14 protein-coding genes are annotated in these 16,061 nt (G+C 67.4%); 7 read left to right on the top strand and 7 right to left on the bottom strand.

All coding sequences use genetic code 11. The features are described 5' to 3' along the window. Positions 1-46: 46 nt before the first annotated feature. The gene (gene araD / locus RZE77_RS32020; RefSeq protein WP_319442706.1) at positions 47-1,774 is read right to left on the bottom strand and encodes an L-arabinonate dehydratase; all 1,728 of its coding nucleotides are present in this window, start codon (positions 1,772-1,774) and stop codon (positions 47-49) included. 82 nt (positions 1,775-1,856) lie between these two features. Between araD and RZE77_RS32025 the strand changes: the two genes are divergently transcribed. Continuing rightward, positions 1,857-2,552 carry a GntR family transcriptional regulator gene (locus RZE77_RS32025; protein WP_319442707.1) on the top strand — a complete coding sequence of 232 codons (696 nt, stop codon included), beginning with the start codon at positions 1,857-1,859 and terminating at the stop codon, positions 2,550-2,552. Here the strand turns inward: RZE77_RS32025 and RZE77_RS32030 are convergent. Further along, on the bottom strand, positions 2,533-3,447 hold the full coding sequence (locus RZE77_RS32030; protein ID WP_319442708.1) for a LysR family transcriptional regulator: 915 nt from the start codon (positions 3,445-3,447) through the stop codon (positions 2,533-2,535). The two genes, RZE77_RS32025 and RZE77_RS32030, sit on opposite strands and share 20 nt — an antisense overlap. A gap of 101 nt (positions 3,448-3,548) precedes the next feature. On the opposite strand from RZE77_RS32030, the gene RZE77_RS32035 reads away from it, so the two are divergent. Beyond that, positions 3,549-4,658: an alpha/beta fold hydrolase gene (locus RZE77_RS32035; protein WP_319442709.1), complete on the top strand. Its 1,110-nt coding sequence runs from the start codon at positions 3,549-3,551 to the stop codon at positions 4,656-4,658. Positions 4,659-4,712: 54 nt separating this feature from the next. On the opposite strand, the gene RZE77_RS32040 is transcribed toward RZE77_RS32035, so the two are convergent. Both RZE77_RS32040 and RZE77_RS32045 read right to left on the bottom strand, forming a co-directional pair. Further along, positions 4,713-5,732: a TRAP transporter substrate-binding protein gene (locus RZE77_RS32040; protein WP_319442710.1), complete on the bottom strand. Its 1,020-nt coding sequence runs from the start codon at positions 5,730-5,732 to the stop codon at positions 4,713-4,715. 28 nt (positions 5,733-5,760) lie between these two features. Continuing rightward, a complete protein-coding gene (locus RZE77_RS32045; RefSeq protein ID WP_319443448.1) occupies positions 5,761-6,543 on the bottom strand; it encodes an IclR family transcriptional regulator in 783 nt (260 codons plus the stop codon). Between the two features lie 151 nt (positions 6,544-6,694). On the opposite strand from RZE77_RS32045, the gene RZE77_RS32050 reads away from it, so the two are divergent. The 5 genes from RZE77_RS32050 to RZE77_RS32070 are packed head-to-tail and all read left to right on the top strand — an operon-like array spanning position 6,695 to position 11,461. Then, a complete protein-coding gene (locus tag RZE77_RS32050) occupies positions 6,695-7,696 on the top strand; it encodes a TRAP transporter substrate-binding protein (RefSeq protein WP_319442711.1) in 1,002 nt (333 codons plus the stop codon). A gap of 20 nt (positions 7,697-7,716) precedes the next feature. Further along, positions 7,717-8,163, top strand: a complete 447-nt coding sequence (locus tag RZE77_RS32055; protein WP_319442712.1) for a type II 3-dehydroquinate dehydratase — start codon at positions 7,717-7,719, stop codon at positions 8,161-8,163. A gap of 13 nt (positions 8,164-8,176) precedes the next feature. Next, positions 8,177-8,743, top strand: coding sequence for a TRAP transporter small permease (locus RZE77_RS32060; RefSeq protein WP_319442713.1), 567 nt, complete (start codon positions 8,177-8,179; stop codon positions 8,741-8,743). Continuing rightward, on the top strand, positions 8,740-10,020 hold the full coding sequence (locus tag RZE77_RS32065; protein ID WP_319442714.1) for a TRAP transporter large permease: 1,281 nt from the start codon (positions 8,740-8,742) through the stop codon (positions 10,018-10,020). Before RZE77_RS32060 ends, RZE77_RS32065 begins: the two co-directional genes overlap by 4 nt. A 43-nt stretch (positions 10,021-10,063) precedes the next feature. Then, positions 10,064-11,461: an ELWxxDGT repeat protein gene (locus tag RZE77_RS32070; protein ID WP_319442715.1), complete on the top strand. Its 1,398-nt coding sequence runs from the start codon at positions 10,064-10,066 to the stop codon at positions 11,459-11,461. Positions 11,462-11,528: 67 nt separating this feature from the next. Here RZE77_RS32070 and RZE77_RS32075 read toward each other — a convergent pair whose 3' ends face one another. The 3 genes from RZE77_RS32075 to RZE77_RS32085 all read right to left on the bottom strand — a co-directional run bounded on the left by RZE77_RS32075 (position 11,529) and on the right by RZE77_RS32085 (position 16,006). Beyond that, entirely contained in the window at positions 11,529-13,745 is a 2,217-nt protein-coding gene (locus RZE77_RS32075) for an outer membrane protein assembly factor BamB family protein (protein WP_319442716.1), read from the bottom strand. A 90-nt stretch (positions 13,746-13,835) separates the two neighbouring features. Continuing rightward, positions 13,836-14,885, bottom strand: coding sequence for a ThuA domain-containing protein (locus RZE77_RS32080; protein ID WP_319442717.1), 1,050 nt, complete (start codon positions 14,883-14,885; stop codon positions 13,836-13,838). Positions 14,886-14,989: 104 nt separating this feature from the next. Then, positions 14,990-16,006, bottom strand: a complete 1,017-nt coding sequence (locus RZE77_RS32085; protein ID WP_319442718.1) for a TRAP transporter substrate-binding protein — start codon at positions 16,004-16,006, stop codon at positions 14,990-14,992. Positions 16,007-16,061: the final 55 nt, after the last annotated feature.

A 16,061-nucleotide genomic window follows, 5' to 3' on the forward strand; every position in this document is an offset into this window, starting at 1 on the left:
GTCTCCGTTGGCTTGTGGGCTGGGTCGTTGATCGGGGAAGCGGTCTTCAGAAAATGTCGGGCTCCGGCACCGGCTTGCCGAAGGTGGTTTCGAGGAAGTCGAAGTCGCAGCCCTCGTTGGCCTGCAGGATGTGGCGGCCGAACATCCAGCCGTAGCCGCGTTCGTAGCGCGCAGGCGGCGGTGTCCAGGCGGCCTTGCGGCGAGCCAGCTCCTCGTCGCTCACTTCGAGATGGATCGTGCGTGCGGGCACGTCCACCGTGATGCGGTCGCCCGTGCGCACCAATGCCAGCGGCCCGCCCACGGCCGCCTCGGGCGAGCAGTGCAGCAGGCAGCCGCCGTAGCTGGTGCCGCTCATGCGCGCATCCGACAGGCGCAGCATGTCCTTCACGCCCTGCTTCAGCAGCTTGGTCGGAATCGGCAGCATGCCCCACTCGGGCATGCCGGCGCCCTTGGGGCCGGCGTTGCGCAGCACCAGGATGTCGTCGCCGGTCACGTCGAGCGCGGGATCGTCCACCGCCTGCTTGAGCGCCGGATAGTCGTCGAACACCAGCGCGCGCCCGGTGTGCTGCAGCAGGTGCGGCGCGCAGGCGCTGGGCTTGATCACCACGCCGTCGGGCGCGAGGTTGCCGCGCAGCACGGCCAGCGCGCCTTCGGCATAGATGGGGTTGGCGAGCGGGCGGATGACGTCGTCGTTGAACACCTCGGCGCCCTCGATGTTCTGGCCGAGCGTGCGGCCGTTGACCGTGCGCGCCTCGGTCTTCAGGTGGCCGCGGATGCGCTCGAGCATCGCGGGCAGGCCGCCCGCATAGAAGAAGTCTTCCATCAGGTAGGTGTCGCCGCTCGGCCGGATGTTGGCCACCACCGGCACCCGGCGGCTCGCGGCGTCGAAGTCGTCCAGCGTGACGGGATGGCCGGCGCGGCGCGACATCGCGATCAGGTGGACGATGGCGTTGGTGCTGCAGCCCATGGCCATCGCGCAGGCGATGCCGTTCTCGAAGTTGGCGCGCGTGAGCATGCGGGCGGGCGTCAGGTCGTCCCACACCATGTCGACGATGCGGCGGCCGCATTCGGCGCTCATGCGCACATGGTTGACATCGGCCGCCGGAATGCTCGAAGCGCCCGGCAGCGTGAAGCCCACGGCCTCGGCGATACCCATCATGGTGGCGGCGGTGCCCATGGTCATGCAGGTGCCGTGGCTGCGCGCGATGCCCGCCTCCATCTCCTGCCAGGCCTGGTCGCTCAGCTGGCCGGCGCGGCGCTGGTCCCAGTACTTGAAGGCGTCCGAACCCGAGCCCAGCACCTGCCCGCGCCAGTTGCCGCGCAGCATCGGGCCGGCCGGCAGGTAGATGAACGGCAGGCCCATGGAGAGCGCCCCCATCGTGAGGCCCGGCGTGGTCTTGTCGCAGCCGCCCATCAGCACCGCGCCGTCCACCGGATGGCTGCGCAGCAACTCTTCCGTCTCCATCGCCAGGAAGTTGCGGTAGAGCATGGTGGTGGGCTTGACCATGCTCTCGGACAGCGAGATGGCCGGCAGCTCGAGCGGAAAGCCGCCCGCCTGGAAGATGCCGCGCTTGACGTCGTCCACGCGCTGCTTGAAGTGCGAATGGCACTGGTTGGCGTCGCTCCAGGTGTTCACGATGGCGATGATCGGCTTGCCCACCCAGTCGGTGGGCGCATAGCCCATCTGCATCACGCGCGAGCGATGGCCGAAGGAGCGGAAGTCGTCGGGCGCGAACCAGCGGGCGCTGCGCAGGGTGTCGTAGGAACGTGGCATCGGAGGCGGAACGGTATTCTTCGTGGAATCAACTACATTAAAACACTAATATATTACTCGGTCAAAGCGAAAATTCAAGCGAATGACAGCCCTCCCCCGGATCCGACTCGACCGCACACGCCTTGCAGCGCCCCAGGTGCTCGAAAGGCTGCGCGATGCCATCCTCTCCCTCGAACTCGTGCCCGGCACCGTGCTGGTCCGCCAGGAACTGGCCGACCGCTTCGGCGTGAGCCAGACGCCGGTGCGCGAGGCCCTGCTGCGCCTTGCCGAGGAAGGCCTGGTGGACGTGTTCCCGCAGCACGCCACGCTGGTGAGCCGCATCGACGTCGACGCCGCGCGGCAGGCGCACTTTTTGCGCCGCTCGATCGAGCTCGAGATCGTGCACCAGCTGGCCGAAGAGGCGCCGCCCGAACTGGTGGCCCAGCTGCAGGCCCAGGTCGCGCTGCAGGCCACGCTGGCGGCCGCGCGGCAGTACGGCGACTTCGTCGGCGCCGACCGCAAGTTCCATCACCTGATGTATGAGGCCGCGGGCGTGCCGAGCCTCTGGGACATGGTGTCCCGCGTCTCGGGCCACGTGGACCGCCTGCGCCGCCTGCACCTGCCCACGGCCGGCAAGACCGAGGCGATCCTGCGCGACCACCGCGCCATCGTGCGCGCCATTGCGAGGCACGACGGCGCCGCGGCGCAGAAGGCGCTGCGCGAGCATCTTTCCGGCACGCTGAGCTCGCTGCCGGAGATCTGCGCGCGACATCCGGATTTCATTGCGGGCGGGAGCTGAAGCGCACCGGGAGCTTCGCACCGCTGGCCACCGCCACGAACGCATCGACCAGCGGCGTGCGCCTCGCGAAGGCCAACGCAAGCTGGTAGCTCACCGGCGCTCCCTTGCCGGCAAGCGGACGAAACGCCACGCCGGTGCGCCCCGCTGCCGCCAGGGCTGGCGCGACCAGCGCAACGCCGACGCCGCCGGCCACCAGCGCCGCAATGGTCTCCATCTGGATGGCTTCCTGCGCCACGCGCGGCACGAATCCGGCGCTTCGGCAGGCTGACACGATGCGGTCATGCAGGCCCGGTCCCGCGCTCCTCGGAAAAAGGATCCACGGCTCCTGCGCCAGATCCAGCAACTCGACCGCGACTTGCGCAGCCAGCGGATGCCCCTCGGGGATTGCCGCGACCAGCGCCTCTTCGCGCAGCGCGACCAGTTCCAGATCACCGGCCCCGGCACAGGGCAGCACGACGAGGCCGATGTCGGCCTGCCCCTCCTGCAGCGCCGCCAGCTGCTCGGCGGTGGTCGCCTCGCGCAGCACGAGATCGACCTCGCCATGCGCATGCGAGAACGCGCGCAGGATCGCAGGCAGCACGCCGTGCGCCGCGCTCGCGACGAAGCTGATGCGCAGCGAGCCGACCAGCCCGCCCGCCGCGCGCCGCGTCAGCTGCAGTGCGCGTTCCGCCTGCCGCAAGGTGCGCCGGGCTTCCTCGAGCAGCACCTGTCCCGAAGGCGTGAGCCGCTCGACGCGGTTGCTGCGCTCAAGAAGCACCGTTCCCAGTTCTTCCTCCATGTGGCGGATCGCCGCGGTCAGCGGCGGCTGTGCCATGTGCAGGCGTTCGGCCGCCTTGCGGAAGCTCAGCTCCTCCGCGACAGCGACGAATTGCCGCAATTGACGCAGGTCGATCATGCGATACGTCCGGTGGATCACTCGTTCACGAAGATGGTATTGGAAATATCGCGCGGGCCGCGGGAACATGGCCACTGTTCATCGCAAGCAAGGAGAGTCGAATGCTGCTGTTTCGCAAGCCCGTTCTCGCGGCCGCCCAGGCGGCGGCCCTTCTGCTCGGCGCGGCCGAAGCCGTGGGCGCCACGGCGGTCCGCACCGACTTCCACGTGCAGACCGCCGACGGGCAGACGATCCGCGTGCGCGAAGTCGCTGCCGCGAAGAAAGAAGAAGAACGCCCGGCGGCGCAGCCACTGGTCCTCGTCCATGGTGCCCGCGTGCCGGGCATCGCATCCTTCGATCTCGACCTGCCCCACGGCTCGCTCGCCGTGGATCTGGCCTTCGCGCTGGGCACGGCCGTGTATGTCATGGATGCGCGAGGCTATGGCGGCTCCGGCCGGCCCACCGCCATGGAGCGGCCGCCCGGCGAAAGCCGCCCGCTGTCGCGCGCGAACGAGGTGGTGCGCGACATCGATGCCGTGGTGCGCGAGGTGTCGCGCCGCCATGCGAACGCGCAGGTGAACCTGCTCGGCTGGGCCACGGGCGGCATGTGGGCCGCCTGGTACGCATCGCTCTGGCCGGAGCGGGTCGCACGCCTCGTCACGCTCAACGCGCTCTATGGCGGCGCGTCCACGCATCCCACGCTCGGACCGGGCTCGCCCAACTCGGACCCGGCGCACCCCGAGCGCCTGCGGCCGACCACGGGCGGCTACGCGCGGTACGACGCCGCGTCGCTGCTGCCTTCTTGGGACCGCTCGATCCCTTCGGACGACAAGGCCGCCTGGCGCGCCCCCGAGATCGCCAGGGCCTACGCCGACGCCGCACTGCGCAGCGATCCGGAGTCGGACCGCCACAGCCCGCCGGCCTTCCGCGCACCGCTCGGCGCCACCGAAGACAGCTTCTACCAGGCCGGGGGACGGCGTCTTTTCGACGCCTCCTTCATCACGGCGCCGGTGCTGGTCGTCCGCTCGGAACGCGACTTCTGGAGCCGGCCTGAAGACGCCGAGGCCTTCGCGCGCGACGCCGTCCGCGCCGCGAGTGTCCGCACCGTCACGATCCCCGGGGCCACGCACTATGTGCATCTGGACCGGCCGGAGCGCGGACGCGAGCGGTTGATGGACGAGCTCGCGGCATTTTTCCGCGGCACGAGCGCCACGGCTTCGAGCGGAAGCTGATGCCTCGCGGTACCGTACGCATTTGCGGATGCGACGGCACGCTACGCGACGAGCCTACTTGCGCACCTTGTCGATCTCCGACATCAGTTCCTTGACCGTGGCCTCGCCCACCGACGCGGAGTACTTGTCGATCACCGGCTTCACCTTGGTGCGCAGCTTCGCCATTTCTTCCGGCGGCAGTTCCGAGACGGTCATGCCGGCCTTCCTGAGCGCCTCGAGCGCGCTGTCGGCGGCGCTGCGCGAGGCCGCGCGCTGGAACACGGTCGAATCCCTGGCGGCTTCGGTGAGGATCTGCCGCTCCTCGGCGCTCATGCCGTCCCAGGTCTTCCTGCTGACCAGGAGCGCCTGCGGGTTGTAGACGTGCCGCGTCTGGGTGATGTACTTCTGCACCTCGGCGAACTTGGAGGCAAGGATGGTGGTGTTCGGGTTCTCCTGCCCGTCGACCGCCTTCTGGTCGAGCGCCGGATAGAGCTCGGGGAATGGCAGCGGCGTGGCATTGGCGCCCAGCGCGCTGAACAGGTCGATGTAGATCGGCGATTGAATGACGCGGATCTTCAGCCCCGCAATGTCGTCCGCCTTCGCGATCGGCCGCTTGCTGTTGGTCAGATTCCGAAAACCCAGGTCCCAGTAGCCCAGACCGTGCAGGCCCTTGTCATCGAGCCTGGCCATCAGCTTCTGGCCGAAGGGGCCGTCGGTGACCGCATCGGCCTCCTTGCCGCTGTTGAAGAGGAACGGAAAGTCGAAGACCGCGAACTCCTTGACCTGCGCCGAGAGGATGCCGGCGTTGAGCACCGTGAGCTCGACCGTTCCGCCTTGCAGCGCGGACACGGTCTGCAGGTCGCCGCCGAGCGTGCCGCCCGGAAACAGCTTCACCGTCATCTTGCCGCCGGACTTGGCCGCAACGATGTCGGCGAACTTCTGCGCGCCCTGCGCCTGCGGATGGCCGGTCTGGTTCTGGAACGCGAACTTGAGCGTGCGTTCCTTGACCTGCGCTGCCGCACCGGCCGTGGCCAGCGCGGCGACGGCCCCCACGGCGGCCAGCAGCAGCTTTGCTTTCATCGAGTGCTTCTTCATGGTGAATGTCTCCTTCATGCCAGACAACCTATGCTCTTTTCTTGAACAGCGCCGAGGCTCCGCTGGCACGGGCCACTTCTTCCGCAGTCCGCAGAAGCAGCGGTCCCAGCGCCTCCATCCGCTGCGGCGTCAACCGGACCAGGGGCCCCGCAATGGTGACGACTCCTATCACCACGCCGTGCGTGCCGAATACCGGCGCGGCCATGGCCGTCATTCCCGGTGCGAACACCTCGTTGATCATGCTGAAGCCACGCTGGCGCGCCGATTTCACATAGGCCATCACGGCCTTGATGGAGGTCGGGGCCCTTGGGCCGTAGTCTTCCGGTTTTCCCAATCCTTTTTTCGCCACCAGCGCAATGGCGTCTTCCTCGCTCATCGTCGACAGCCACGCGTGCCCGGCCGCACTGCATGAAAGCGCGACCGACAGCCCCATGTCCGGGTCGTAGCGCAGTCCATGGGTGGCGCCCTGTGCCTTGGCGACGAAGGTCAGGTCATCGCCATCGACCACCGCCAGCCGCACCAGTTCGCCCGAGGCTGCGGCAAGCTGGTCGAGCAAGGGCTGGGCGATGTCCACGATGCCGGAACGACTCAGGAACGACAAGCCGAGCGAGACCAGCTTGATGGTCAGCACATAGTGGCCATCGCGCAGGTCCTGCCGCACGTAGCCGCAGCGGATCAACTCCGCCAGCAGGCGGTGCGATGCACTCAAGGGGATCTGCAATTCGCCCGCCAAGGTCGACAGTGCACAGCCCTCGGGACGATCCGCCAGGTATTCCAGCACCTTGAAGCTGCGCTCCAGTATCCCGCTCATTTCGCTCTCCGAATTCGTTTCACAGACGCAGGCGATCATGCCCGGGCCAGGTGCAACTCAGGGGAAGGGATTTCCATAGTGGAAATTCTTTCCAACAAACTTATGATCGCCGCCGACCCGGCTTTCCCTACCTTTTTCCTGAGGACGACTCGTGAAATTTCTTCGTACGCTTGCCTTGGCCAGCTTTTGCGCCTGCCTTGCCTCTCCCTCCTGGGCCCAGCAGGAACGCGTGATCCGCTTCGGCCACCTGAACAACGCCGACCACCCGGTGAGCCTGGGCGTGAAGCGCTTCGCCGAACTGCTGGCGGCCAAGAGCGGCGGCAAGATGAAGGTGCAGGAATACCCCGCCTCGCAGCTGGGCAACGAGATGCAGCAGCAGTCGGCGCTGCAGGGCGGCGTGCAGCAGATGTCCGCACCCGCCACCACCTCGCTCGCGGGCATCGTCAAGGAGTTCGGCCTCGTCGACTTCCCCTTCTCGGTGAGCGACTTCGCCCAGGCCGACGCGCTGCTCGACGGCCCGCTCGGCCAGGCCCTCATCGCCAAGCTGCCGGAGAAGGGCCTGGTCGCCCTGGGCTACTGGGACCTGGGCTTTCGCAACGTCACCAACAGCAAGCGCCCGATCACCCGGCCCGAGGACCTGGAGGGCCTGAAGATCCGCGTGATTCCCAACCCGGTGTTCCTGGAGACCTTCAAGGCCTTCAAGGCCAATCCGGTGCCCATGCCCTTCGCGGAGCTCTATGGCGCGCTCGAGTCGAAGGCGGTCGATGGCCAGGAGAACCCGTATGCGGTGATCCTGTCGAACAAGTTCTTCGAGGTGCAGAAGTTCGTGAGCGCCACCAACCATGTGTATGCGGCCAACATCGTGCTGGTCAGCAAGAAGTTCTGGGACTCGCTCACGCCGGGCGAGCAGAAGATGATGAACGAGGCGGCCAACGAGGCGCGCGGCTACCAGCGCCAGGTCAGCCGCGCCGCCGCGCAGAAGGCCGTGGGCGAGCTGCAGGCCAAGGGGGCGCAGTTCAACGAACTGAGCGCCTCCGAGCAGGTGCGCATGCGCGAGATCGCCAAGCCGGTCATCGACAAGTTCGCCGCCCAGTACGACCCCGCCATCGTCACGCTCTACAGCAGCGAACTCGCCCGCATCCGCAAGCAGTGAACGTCCGAGCTCGCCCCACCATGAAAATCCTCGTCCTCCACGGCCCCAACCTCAACCTGTTCGGCCGCCGCGAACCCCACATCTACGGCAAGACGACCCTGGCCGAGATCAATGCACAGCTGCAGGCGCTCGCACAAGAGCTCGGCGCGACGCTGGAAACAATCCAGTCGAACCACGAAGGCGAGCTGATCGACTTCCTGCACGCCCACATCGACGATGCACAGGGTGCACTGGTCAACCCCGCCGGCCTCACGCAGCACGGCGTGCCGCTGCACGACGCAATCAAGGCCATGCCGTTCCCCACCATCGAGGTCCACATGTCCAACATCGCGGCGCGCGAGGCATGGCGCGCGCATTCGATCATTTCCCCGGCCGTCAAGGGCACCATCCAGGGACTCGGCCCGCAGTCCTACCTGGCCGCGCTGCGCGCGCTGGTGGAGATCCAGAAGCAGGCAGCCACCACCTGAAGCGAGCAGCCCCATGAATCGTTGGATCGATCGATGCTGCACCGGCATCGAGGCATCGATCGCGGCCGCGCTTGCAGTCATGGTCGTTCTCGTCTTCGGCAACGTGGTACTGAGATATGGCTTCAACTCCGGCATCACGGTGTCGGAGGAAGTCTCGCGCTGGCTGTTCATCTGGATGACCTTCCTGGGCGCGGTGGTCGCGCTGAAGCAGCACGCGCACCTCGGCGTCGACATGGTGGTGCAGAAGCTGCCGCCCGCCGGCAAGAAGATCTGCCTCGCCGTGGGTCATGTGGTGATGCTCTACATCGTCTGGCTGCTGCTCCAGGGCAGCGTCGCGCAGGCGCGCATCAACTGGGACGTGACGGCGCCGGTCACTGGCGCATCGATGGCCATCGTCTACGCTTCGGGCGTGGTGTTCTCGGTGCTGGCCGGGTTCATCCTCGCGCTCGACCTGCTGCGCCTGCTCACGGGGCGCATCGCCGAAAGCGAGCTGGTGATGGTCCAGGAATCGGAAGAAGCGGTTCAGCTGCAGCAGATCCTGGGCTCGCAAGGCGGCGACAGCCTGGGTGAGCGCAAATGACCATCCTCGTCTTCGTCGGTTCCCTGCTGCTCGCCATGGCGATGGGCATTCCCATCGCGTTCTCGCTGCTCGCCAGCGGCGTGGCGCTGATGTGGCACCTCGACCTGTTCGATGCGCAGATCCTTGCGCAGAACGTGATCGGCGGCGCCGACAGCTTTCCGCTGCTGGCCGTTCCGTTCTTCATGCTGGCCGGCGAGATCATGAACGTCGGCGGCCTGTCCAAGCGCATTGTCGACTTCGCTCTCGCGCTGGTGGGCCATGTGAAGGGCGGACTCGGCTACGTGACCATCATGGCCGGCTGCCTGCTCTCCGCGCTCTCGGGTTCGGCCGTGGCCGACGCCGCCGCGCTGACCGCGCTCCTGCTGCCGATGATGGTCAAGGCCGGCCATGACAAGCCACGCGCCGCCGGCCTGATCGCGGCCACCGGCGTGATCGGGCCGGTGATCCCGCCGAGCATCGGGCTCGTGATCTTCGGCGTGGCCGCCAACGTGTCGATCTCCAAGCTGTTCCTCGCGGCGATCGTGCCGGGCCTTCTCATTGGCGGCGCGCTCTGGCTCACCTGGGCCTGGCTGGTGCGCCGCGAGAAGATCGTGCCGCCGCCGCGCAAGTCGTCGGCCGAGATCTTCACCACGTTTCGCAAGGCGCTGTGGGCACTGATGCTGCCGCTGATCATCCTGGTGGGCCTGCGCATGGGCGTCTTCACGCCGACCGAGGCCGCGGTGGTGGCCGCTGTGTACGCGCTCTTCGTGTCGACGGTCATCTACCGCGAGATCACCTGGCGCGACCTCTACGGCATCTTCGTGAGCGCGGCCAGGACGAGTGCCATCGTGATGTTCCTGATCGCCGCGGCCATGGTGAGCGCATGGCTCATCACGGTGGCCGACCTGCCCTCGAAGATCGTGGGCCTGCTGCAGCCGTTCATGGGCAACCAGATCCTGCTCATGCTCGCGATCATGGTCGTGGTGATGGTCGTCGGCACCGCGATGGACATGACGCCGACCATCCTGATTCTCACGCCGGTGCTCATGCCCGTGGTGAAGGCAGCGGGCATCGACCCGGTGTACTTCGGCGTGCTCTTCATCATCAACAACTCGATCGGGCTGGTCACGCCGCCAGTGGGCACGGTGCTGAACGTGGTGGCCGGCGTCGGGAAGATATCGATGGACGATGTCACGCGCGGTGTGGTGCCTTTCATGATTGCCGAGTTCGCCATCCTTCTGGTGATGGTGGTGTTTCCGCAGCTGGTGATTGCGCCGGCCAGATGGCTGGGCGGCTGAGATGCCGCCCTGTCGCTGCGCCTTCGCCTTGCGGCGCCCTGCCTTGCTGGCAGCGCTTGCGCTCGCGTTCCTCGTGCAGCTTCCCGCAGCTGCGCAGGATCCCGAGCGCGAGGTGCTTGCCGAACAGCTGAAGCCACTGGCCTTCGTCTCCCCCACCGGACTGACCCCGCTGGGCGGGCGAATGCTCTTCACGGCCTTTCACGTGGCGTCCGGCCAGGAGCTGTGGGTCACCGATGGCAGCGCCGCCGGCACGGCCATGCTGAAGGACATCCGTCCCGGCTTTCGTGGTTCCTTTCCCGCCTGGCCGACGCCATTCCGGGGCCATGTCTACACCACCGCCACCGACGGTGCGAGCGGACTCGAACTCTGGCGCACCGACGGCACGGCCGCGGGAACCTCGCGTGTGATCGACCTGCGCCCGGGCGAGGCAGGCGCCATGCCCAGCGAGCTCACGGTGTTCCGCGATGCGCTGTACTTCGTGGCCGACGACGGCCGCAGCGGGTTCCAGCTCTGGAAGACCGCGGGCACCGCGAAGAGCACGATGCGCGTGTCGTCGATCAACACCGGGCCTCGCGCAGTCGCGCGCCAGCTCACCGTCGCCGCCAAGCGCCTCTTCTTCACCGCGACCACCCGCGAGCATGGCCACGAACTCTGGGTCAGCGAGGGCACGCCGGAGAGCACGCGGCTGGTGAAGGACATTCGTCCGGGCACCGAGGACGCAGATCTCCATGCGCTGACGGCCGTGGGTGACGACATCTACTTCACCGCCAACGACGGCGAGCATGGCATCGAGCTGTGGAAGAGCGATGGCACCGAAGGCGGCACACGCATGGTGAAGGACCTGCGGCCGGGAACCTCCCCCTCGCGGCCGAGCCACTTGGTTGCGCTCGGCCGCCGCTTGTACTTTGCCGCGGACGATGGCGTGCACGGCACCGAGCTCTGGGGAACCGACGGCACTGCGGCCGGTACGGCGCTGGTGAAGGACATTCGCCCGGGACCGGGCGGGTCCATCTCGAGCCCTTTCGCGGCGGTGGGCAACCGGCTGTATTTCGCGGCGACCGACGGAGCCTCCGGTGCGGAACTGTGGCGCAGCGATGGCACCGCCAAGGGCACCACGCTGGTCAAGGACATCGCGCCAGGATCCGAGAGCGGATCCCCCGCCCGCTTCGCGGCGATCGGTTCGCGCTTGTGGTTCTCCGCGAACGGCGGCGGCGCCAGCGGCGTGGAGCCGTGGACCACGGACGGCTCGCCGGCCGGCACGCGCCCTGTCGCCGATGTTGCGGCCGGTGCGCGCAATGCGATGCCCCTGGGCTTTCGCGCGCTCGCGGACACGGTGCTCTTTGTCGCCGACGACGGCCGCGGCAACGAGCGGCTGTGGGCGCGCCGCCGCGATGGGCGGGTGATGCTGATCGGGGATCCGCTCGTCGCCCGCCTGCGTTGAGCCGGGCGCGCGGCACCGGCCAAAGCCGGTGCCGTCGTTGCCGGCGCCTGGCCGGTGAGGAAAACGATCAATACACGACGATCTTTCCGGTGGGCCGGGGGCTGTGGCAATCGTTGTAGAAGTATTCGCCCGGCTTGTCGAAGGTGTGGTTCGCGGACTGCCCCGGCGCCAGCCTGAAAGCGAAGCGGCCCTCGAAGAACTGGGTGGCGCAGTGCGTGTTCGCATTGGTGCCCGGGTTCGTGAAGGTCACCGTGGTGTTCGCAGGCACGCGCATCCAGGTCGGTGTCATGGCATTGACTGCGGTCGATTCGGTTGCGCCCGGCTCGTTCGCTGCGGTCTGCACGCGTGCCAGGAACACGGTGTTGGGCGTCGGCAGCGCCGCACCCTCCACCGCGGCGCCGGACACCGGGCGACGCACGATGGGCGGTTGAGGCGTCGGCGGTGGCTGCACCGTGCCTCCAACCTTGAAGGCCCACAGGCGGTCGCCGCGCGGCGCCGAATCTCCGTACGGGATGCCCGTGCCGCCCGAGTACACCGCCACATACTGCTCGCCGTCGATCTCGTACGTCACGGGGCTGGCGCTGATCGCCGCGCCCGTCTGGAAGCGCCACAGCTCGCTGCCGTCGTTGGCATCCAGGGCCAGCAGGTTGCCATCGGGCTGGCCGATGAAGAGCAGGTCGGACGCCGTGGTCAGGATGCCGTTGCCGTGCGCCAGCGAATACGGCATCTGCTTCTTCCACTTCACCAGGTTGGTGCCGGGATCGACGGCCACGACCGCACCGGTCATGTAGGTGCCCGGCGGGCGCAGGCCGTTGCTGGACTCGGCCAGCGAGTGGGCTGCCGCCACATAGCCCATGCCGGTATAGACCAGGCCGGTGCGCTGGCTGAAGGCCTGGTGGTTCCAGTTTGCGCCGCCGCCGTGGCCCGGGATGGAGAGGATCGGCACGTCCCAGTGCGCGTCGTAGAGGCAGCCCTTCGTGTAGTTGGGCACTGCGCGGTTGGGATCTCCGGGAATCGCCGTGCCCAGCGGCTGATCGACGATGCAGGTCTCCGTCCATGCGCCCTGGCGCGGCAGGGGCTGCGTGGGCCAGCTTGCCTGGCGGGCGTCCTGCTTCACGGGCACCTCGTCGATGCCGAGCGGCGCACTGCCATCCTTGCGGTCCAGGATGTAGTACATGCCCGTCTTGCTGCCGTAGATCACGACCTTGCGCTCGCGCCCGTCGATCTTCACGTCCGCGAGCACGGGCGACATCACGTTGTCCATGTCCCAGATGTCGTGGTGGACCGACTGGAAGTGCCATTTGTATTCGCCGGTCTTGAGGTCCAGCGCAACGATCGAATTGGCGAACAGGTTCAAGCCCGGCCGGGTGGACCCGTTCTGGGACGAGCCGCCGCGCACGTTGCCGAAGGTCCAATACACCATGCCTAGTTCCGGGTCCACCGCGGGATGGATCCAGGGCGTTGCGCCGGCGCGGTCGGACTCGGCAGCACCGCCCCAGGTGTCGTAGCCGATCTCGCCGGGACGCGGCACGCCCCAGAACGAGGTCAGCACCTTCCCGGTGGTCGCGTCCGCCGAGAACGCGGCGCCGCGGTTGCCGTCGTTGGTGCCCAGGTACACGCGCTTGTCGTGATAGACCAGCGCCACCTTCTGCAAAGCGCCCTGGTAGTCGGGGTCGGTATTGCTGGTCGGATACTGCTTGATCCAGGCGATGGAGCCCGTATCCGTCCTGAGCGCCACCAGCCGGTTGCCGGTGGCGACGGTGAACACCAGGCCCAGGTCCTTGGCAACGGCCACGCCGCGGCGCGTGATCGAGCCGTAGGGGGTGGTCCACTTCCACTTCGTCAGGCCGGTCTTGCCGTCCACCGCAATCACGTTGCCGAGCGCGGACTCGATATAGATGACACCGTCGACGACGACTGTCGTGCTCTGGTTGGTGCCGGTGGTCATGCCGCCTTCGATCTGATTGACCCAGGCACCGCCCAACTGGCCTACAAGGCCCTTGTTGATCTTGTGAAGGCTGGAGTAGTTCTGGTTGCCCAGGTTGCCTCCCACCTTGGGGAAGTCCTTGTCGCCCGCGGTGCAGCAGCTCGACAGATCGGATGCGGGCGGCTCGGGCGCCGCGGCCGGCGGCGCGGACGGAGGCGGGGGTGCATTGGGTGCCGGGGCCGGCACCGACGGAAATACGGGCGCGCTGCCGCTCGAGCCGCCGCAGGCACTGATCAACAGCGGCGATGTGAGCACGCCGCAGGAAAGCAGCAGCGTGACCAACGATTTTTGTTTCATGGGTATCTCCACTCGGTGAACGTGTGAACGGATGAACTCGGGGTGACCAGCGCCGCGTTTCTCCACCGCGCCGATCGCTGCTGGAGGTCGCTATTCGGTGCAGAACGGCGTCAGCCCCATCGCCGACTTGACGCCCTGGACGACGAGCTTCTGGAACTCGATGGCACCGACCCCCGACAGGTCGGCAGCGAACGAGTGCGCGTTGTGCCCGAGCGTCGTGAGCCAGGCGCGGCCGCCGTCGTAGTACTGGCACCAGGCGACCGGATGGAAGTCCGCGTGGCCAGGGTGCGGGGCCGAGGTCAGTGGCTTCAGCGTGGAGGTGTCGACCTTGGCCAGGAACTTCACCTTCGTGGGAAAGGGCGCGAGGTTGTACCACTCGTCCTGGAAGCTGAAGCGCTTGGGCACGTCCTTCGTCGAGGGGTCGTCCGAGACGATTTCAACGTCGCCGGCCCGATTCGGCCCATGGTTGTAGAAGTTGGCGTTGCCCAGCAGGCCCTCGTAGTAGGGCCAGTTGTATTCGGCCCCGAATGCGTTGTGCAGCCCGACGAAGCCGCCGCCCCGGCGCATGTAGTTGCGCAACGCCGTCCGTGCAGCATCCTGGCTCGTGCTGACAGCGCCGTTCCACAAGGTGTCGCGGTTCGAGCTGGCAAAGATGACGGCCTTGTAGTTGTTGATGCGGCTTCCGAGGACCGCGACGTCTTCGGTCCAGTCGACGGTGATGCCTTCGGCCGTCAGCATGCGCACCAGTCCGGCCTGCATGATGTTGTCCGGATTCATCACCGGGTTCAGGCCGCTTCCCATGGGCGTGCCCAGGTTGGCGTGGCGCGGGCCGGCCGTGCGGGAGTAGACCAGCACGCGATCGGGCGTCGAGGCAAAGGCGCCCCAGTCGTGATAGCACTTCGGATTCGTTCCCCTGCAGACGTTGTAGTAGGCGTCGAAGCTGTCGTCCTCGGCTTCGGCCACCGGATCCGTCGGCGCGTCCGGAGTGGGCTCCACAGGCGCGCTCGGCGCCGCGGGCTGGACCGGGATGATCGGAAACGACACGCCGCCGCCGCCGCTGCCTCCGCCGCACGCGGTCACCAGCAGCGCCAGGGCCGCGGTCGATGCAAGTCCGAAAAGAAATGATCTGGGATGGTTCAAGGGAGTCTCCTTTTTTTGGGGGTCGATGGCGGAACCGGCCCGCAGGGGCTGCGGATTGATCAGGCACGGCAAGGCCGTTCACGAGGAACGGCGAAGCCTCACGTTCACTGCTTGCGGATGCGGGCGAGTTCGCTGCTGTAGAGCGTGACGATGGCGGGGTCGTACTGGGCGGCGAACTTGTCGACGACCGGCTTGGCGATCTCGCGCATGCGCACCTGCTCGGAGGCGCTCAGTTCGTTGAACTGCGCCCCCTTGGCCTGCAGCTCGCCCACGGCCTTCTGCGCGGCGGCGCGGCTGACCTGGCGCTGGTAGCCGCGCGCCTCGTTGGCCGCCTCGTTCATCATCTTCTGCTCGCCCGGCGTGAGCGAGTCCCAGAACTTCTTGCTGACCAGCACGATGTTGGCCGCATACACATGGTTGGTGGCGCTCACGAACTTCTGCACCTCGAAGAACTTGTTCGACAGGATCACCGCATACGGGTTCTCCTGGCCATCGACCGCCTTCGACTCGAGCGCGCCATAGAGCTCCGCGAAGGGCATGGGCACCGGATTGGCCTTGAAGGCCTTGAAGGTCTCCAGGAACACCGGGTTGGGAATCACGCGGATCTTCAGGCCCTCCAGGTCCTCGGGCCGGGTGATCGGGCGCTTGCTGTTGGTGACGTTGCGAAAGCCCAGGTCCCAGTAGCCCAGGGCGACCAGGCCCTTCTCCGGCAGCTTGGCGATGAGGGCCTGGCCGAGCGGGCCGTCGAGCAGCGCGTCGGCCTGGGCGAAGTCGCTCACCGAGAAGGGGAAGTCGACGAGGCCGAACTCCTTGACGATGCCCGCGAGCGAGGTGGTGGCGGGTGCGGACATCTGCTGCACGCCGCCCTGCAGCGCCGACTGCTGCTGCATCTCGTTGCCCAGCTGCGAGGCGGGGTATTCCTGCACCTTCATCTTGCCGCCGCTCTTGGCCGCCAGCAGCTCGGCGAAGCGCTTCACGCCCAGGCTCACCGGGTGGTCGGCGTTGTTCAGGTGGCCGAAGCGGATCACGCGTTCCTGCTGGGCCTGCGCGAAAGCAGGAGCAGGAACAGCCAATGCGAGGGTCAGGCCGGCAGCTGCCAGCGAGCGGTAAAGCGTTCTCAAGATGAACTCCTGCTGCGATGTGAGGGGTGCGTGCCAGGGCGGTCCCCCGACGTTC

Origin of the sequence: Variovorax sp. SPNA7, assembly GCF_033807855.1 — a bacterium.
Taxonomy (GTDB): domain Bacteria; phylum Pseudomonadota; class Gammaproteobacteria; order Burkholderiales; family Burkholderiaceae_C; genus Variovorax; species Variovorax beijingensis.

Bases quoted from the DNA above. Each gene is read 5' to 3' on its own strand.
- RZE77_RS32065 (WP_319442714.1), top strand. From the start codon at position 8,740: ATGACCATCCTCGTCTTCGTCGGTTCCCTGCTGCTCGCCATGGCGATG.
- araD (WP_319442706.1), bottom strand. From the start codon at position 1,774: ATGCCACGTTCCTACGACACCCTGCGCAGCGCCCGCTGGTTCGCGCCC.
- RZE77_RS32025 (WP_319442707.1), top strand. From the start codon at position 1,857: ATGACAGCCCTCCCCCGGATCCGACTCGACCGCACACGCCTTGCAGCG.
- RZE77_RS32035 (WP_319442709.1), top strand. From the start codon at position 3,549: ATGCTGCTGTTTCGCAAGCCCGTTCTCGCGGCCGCCCAGGCGGCGGCC.
- RZE77_RS32030 (WP_319442708.1), bottom strand. From the start codon at position 3,447: ATGATCGACCTGCGTCAATTGCGGCAATTCGTCGCTGTCGCGGAGGAG.
- RZE77_RS32055 (WP_319442712.1), top strand. From the start codon at position 7,717: ATGAAAATCCTCGTCCTCCACGGCCCCAACCTCAACCTGTTCGGCCGC.
- RZE77_RS32075 (WP_319442716.1), bottom strand. From the start codon at position 13,745: ATGAAACAAAAATCGTTGGTCACGCTGCTGCTTTCCTGCGGCGTGCTC.
- RZE77_RS32045 (WP_319443448.1), bottom strand. From the start codon at position 6,543: ATGAGCGGGATACTGGAGCGCAGCTTCAAGGTGCTGGAATACCTGGCG.
- RZE77_RS32060 (WP_319442713.1), top strand. From the start codon at position 8,177: ATGAATCGTTGGATCGATCGATGCTGCACCGGCATCGAGGCATCGATC.
- RZE77_RS32040 (WP_319442710.1), bottom strand. From the start codon at position 5,732: ATGAAGAAGCACTCGATGAAAGCAAAGCTGCTGCTGGCCGCCGTGGGG.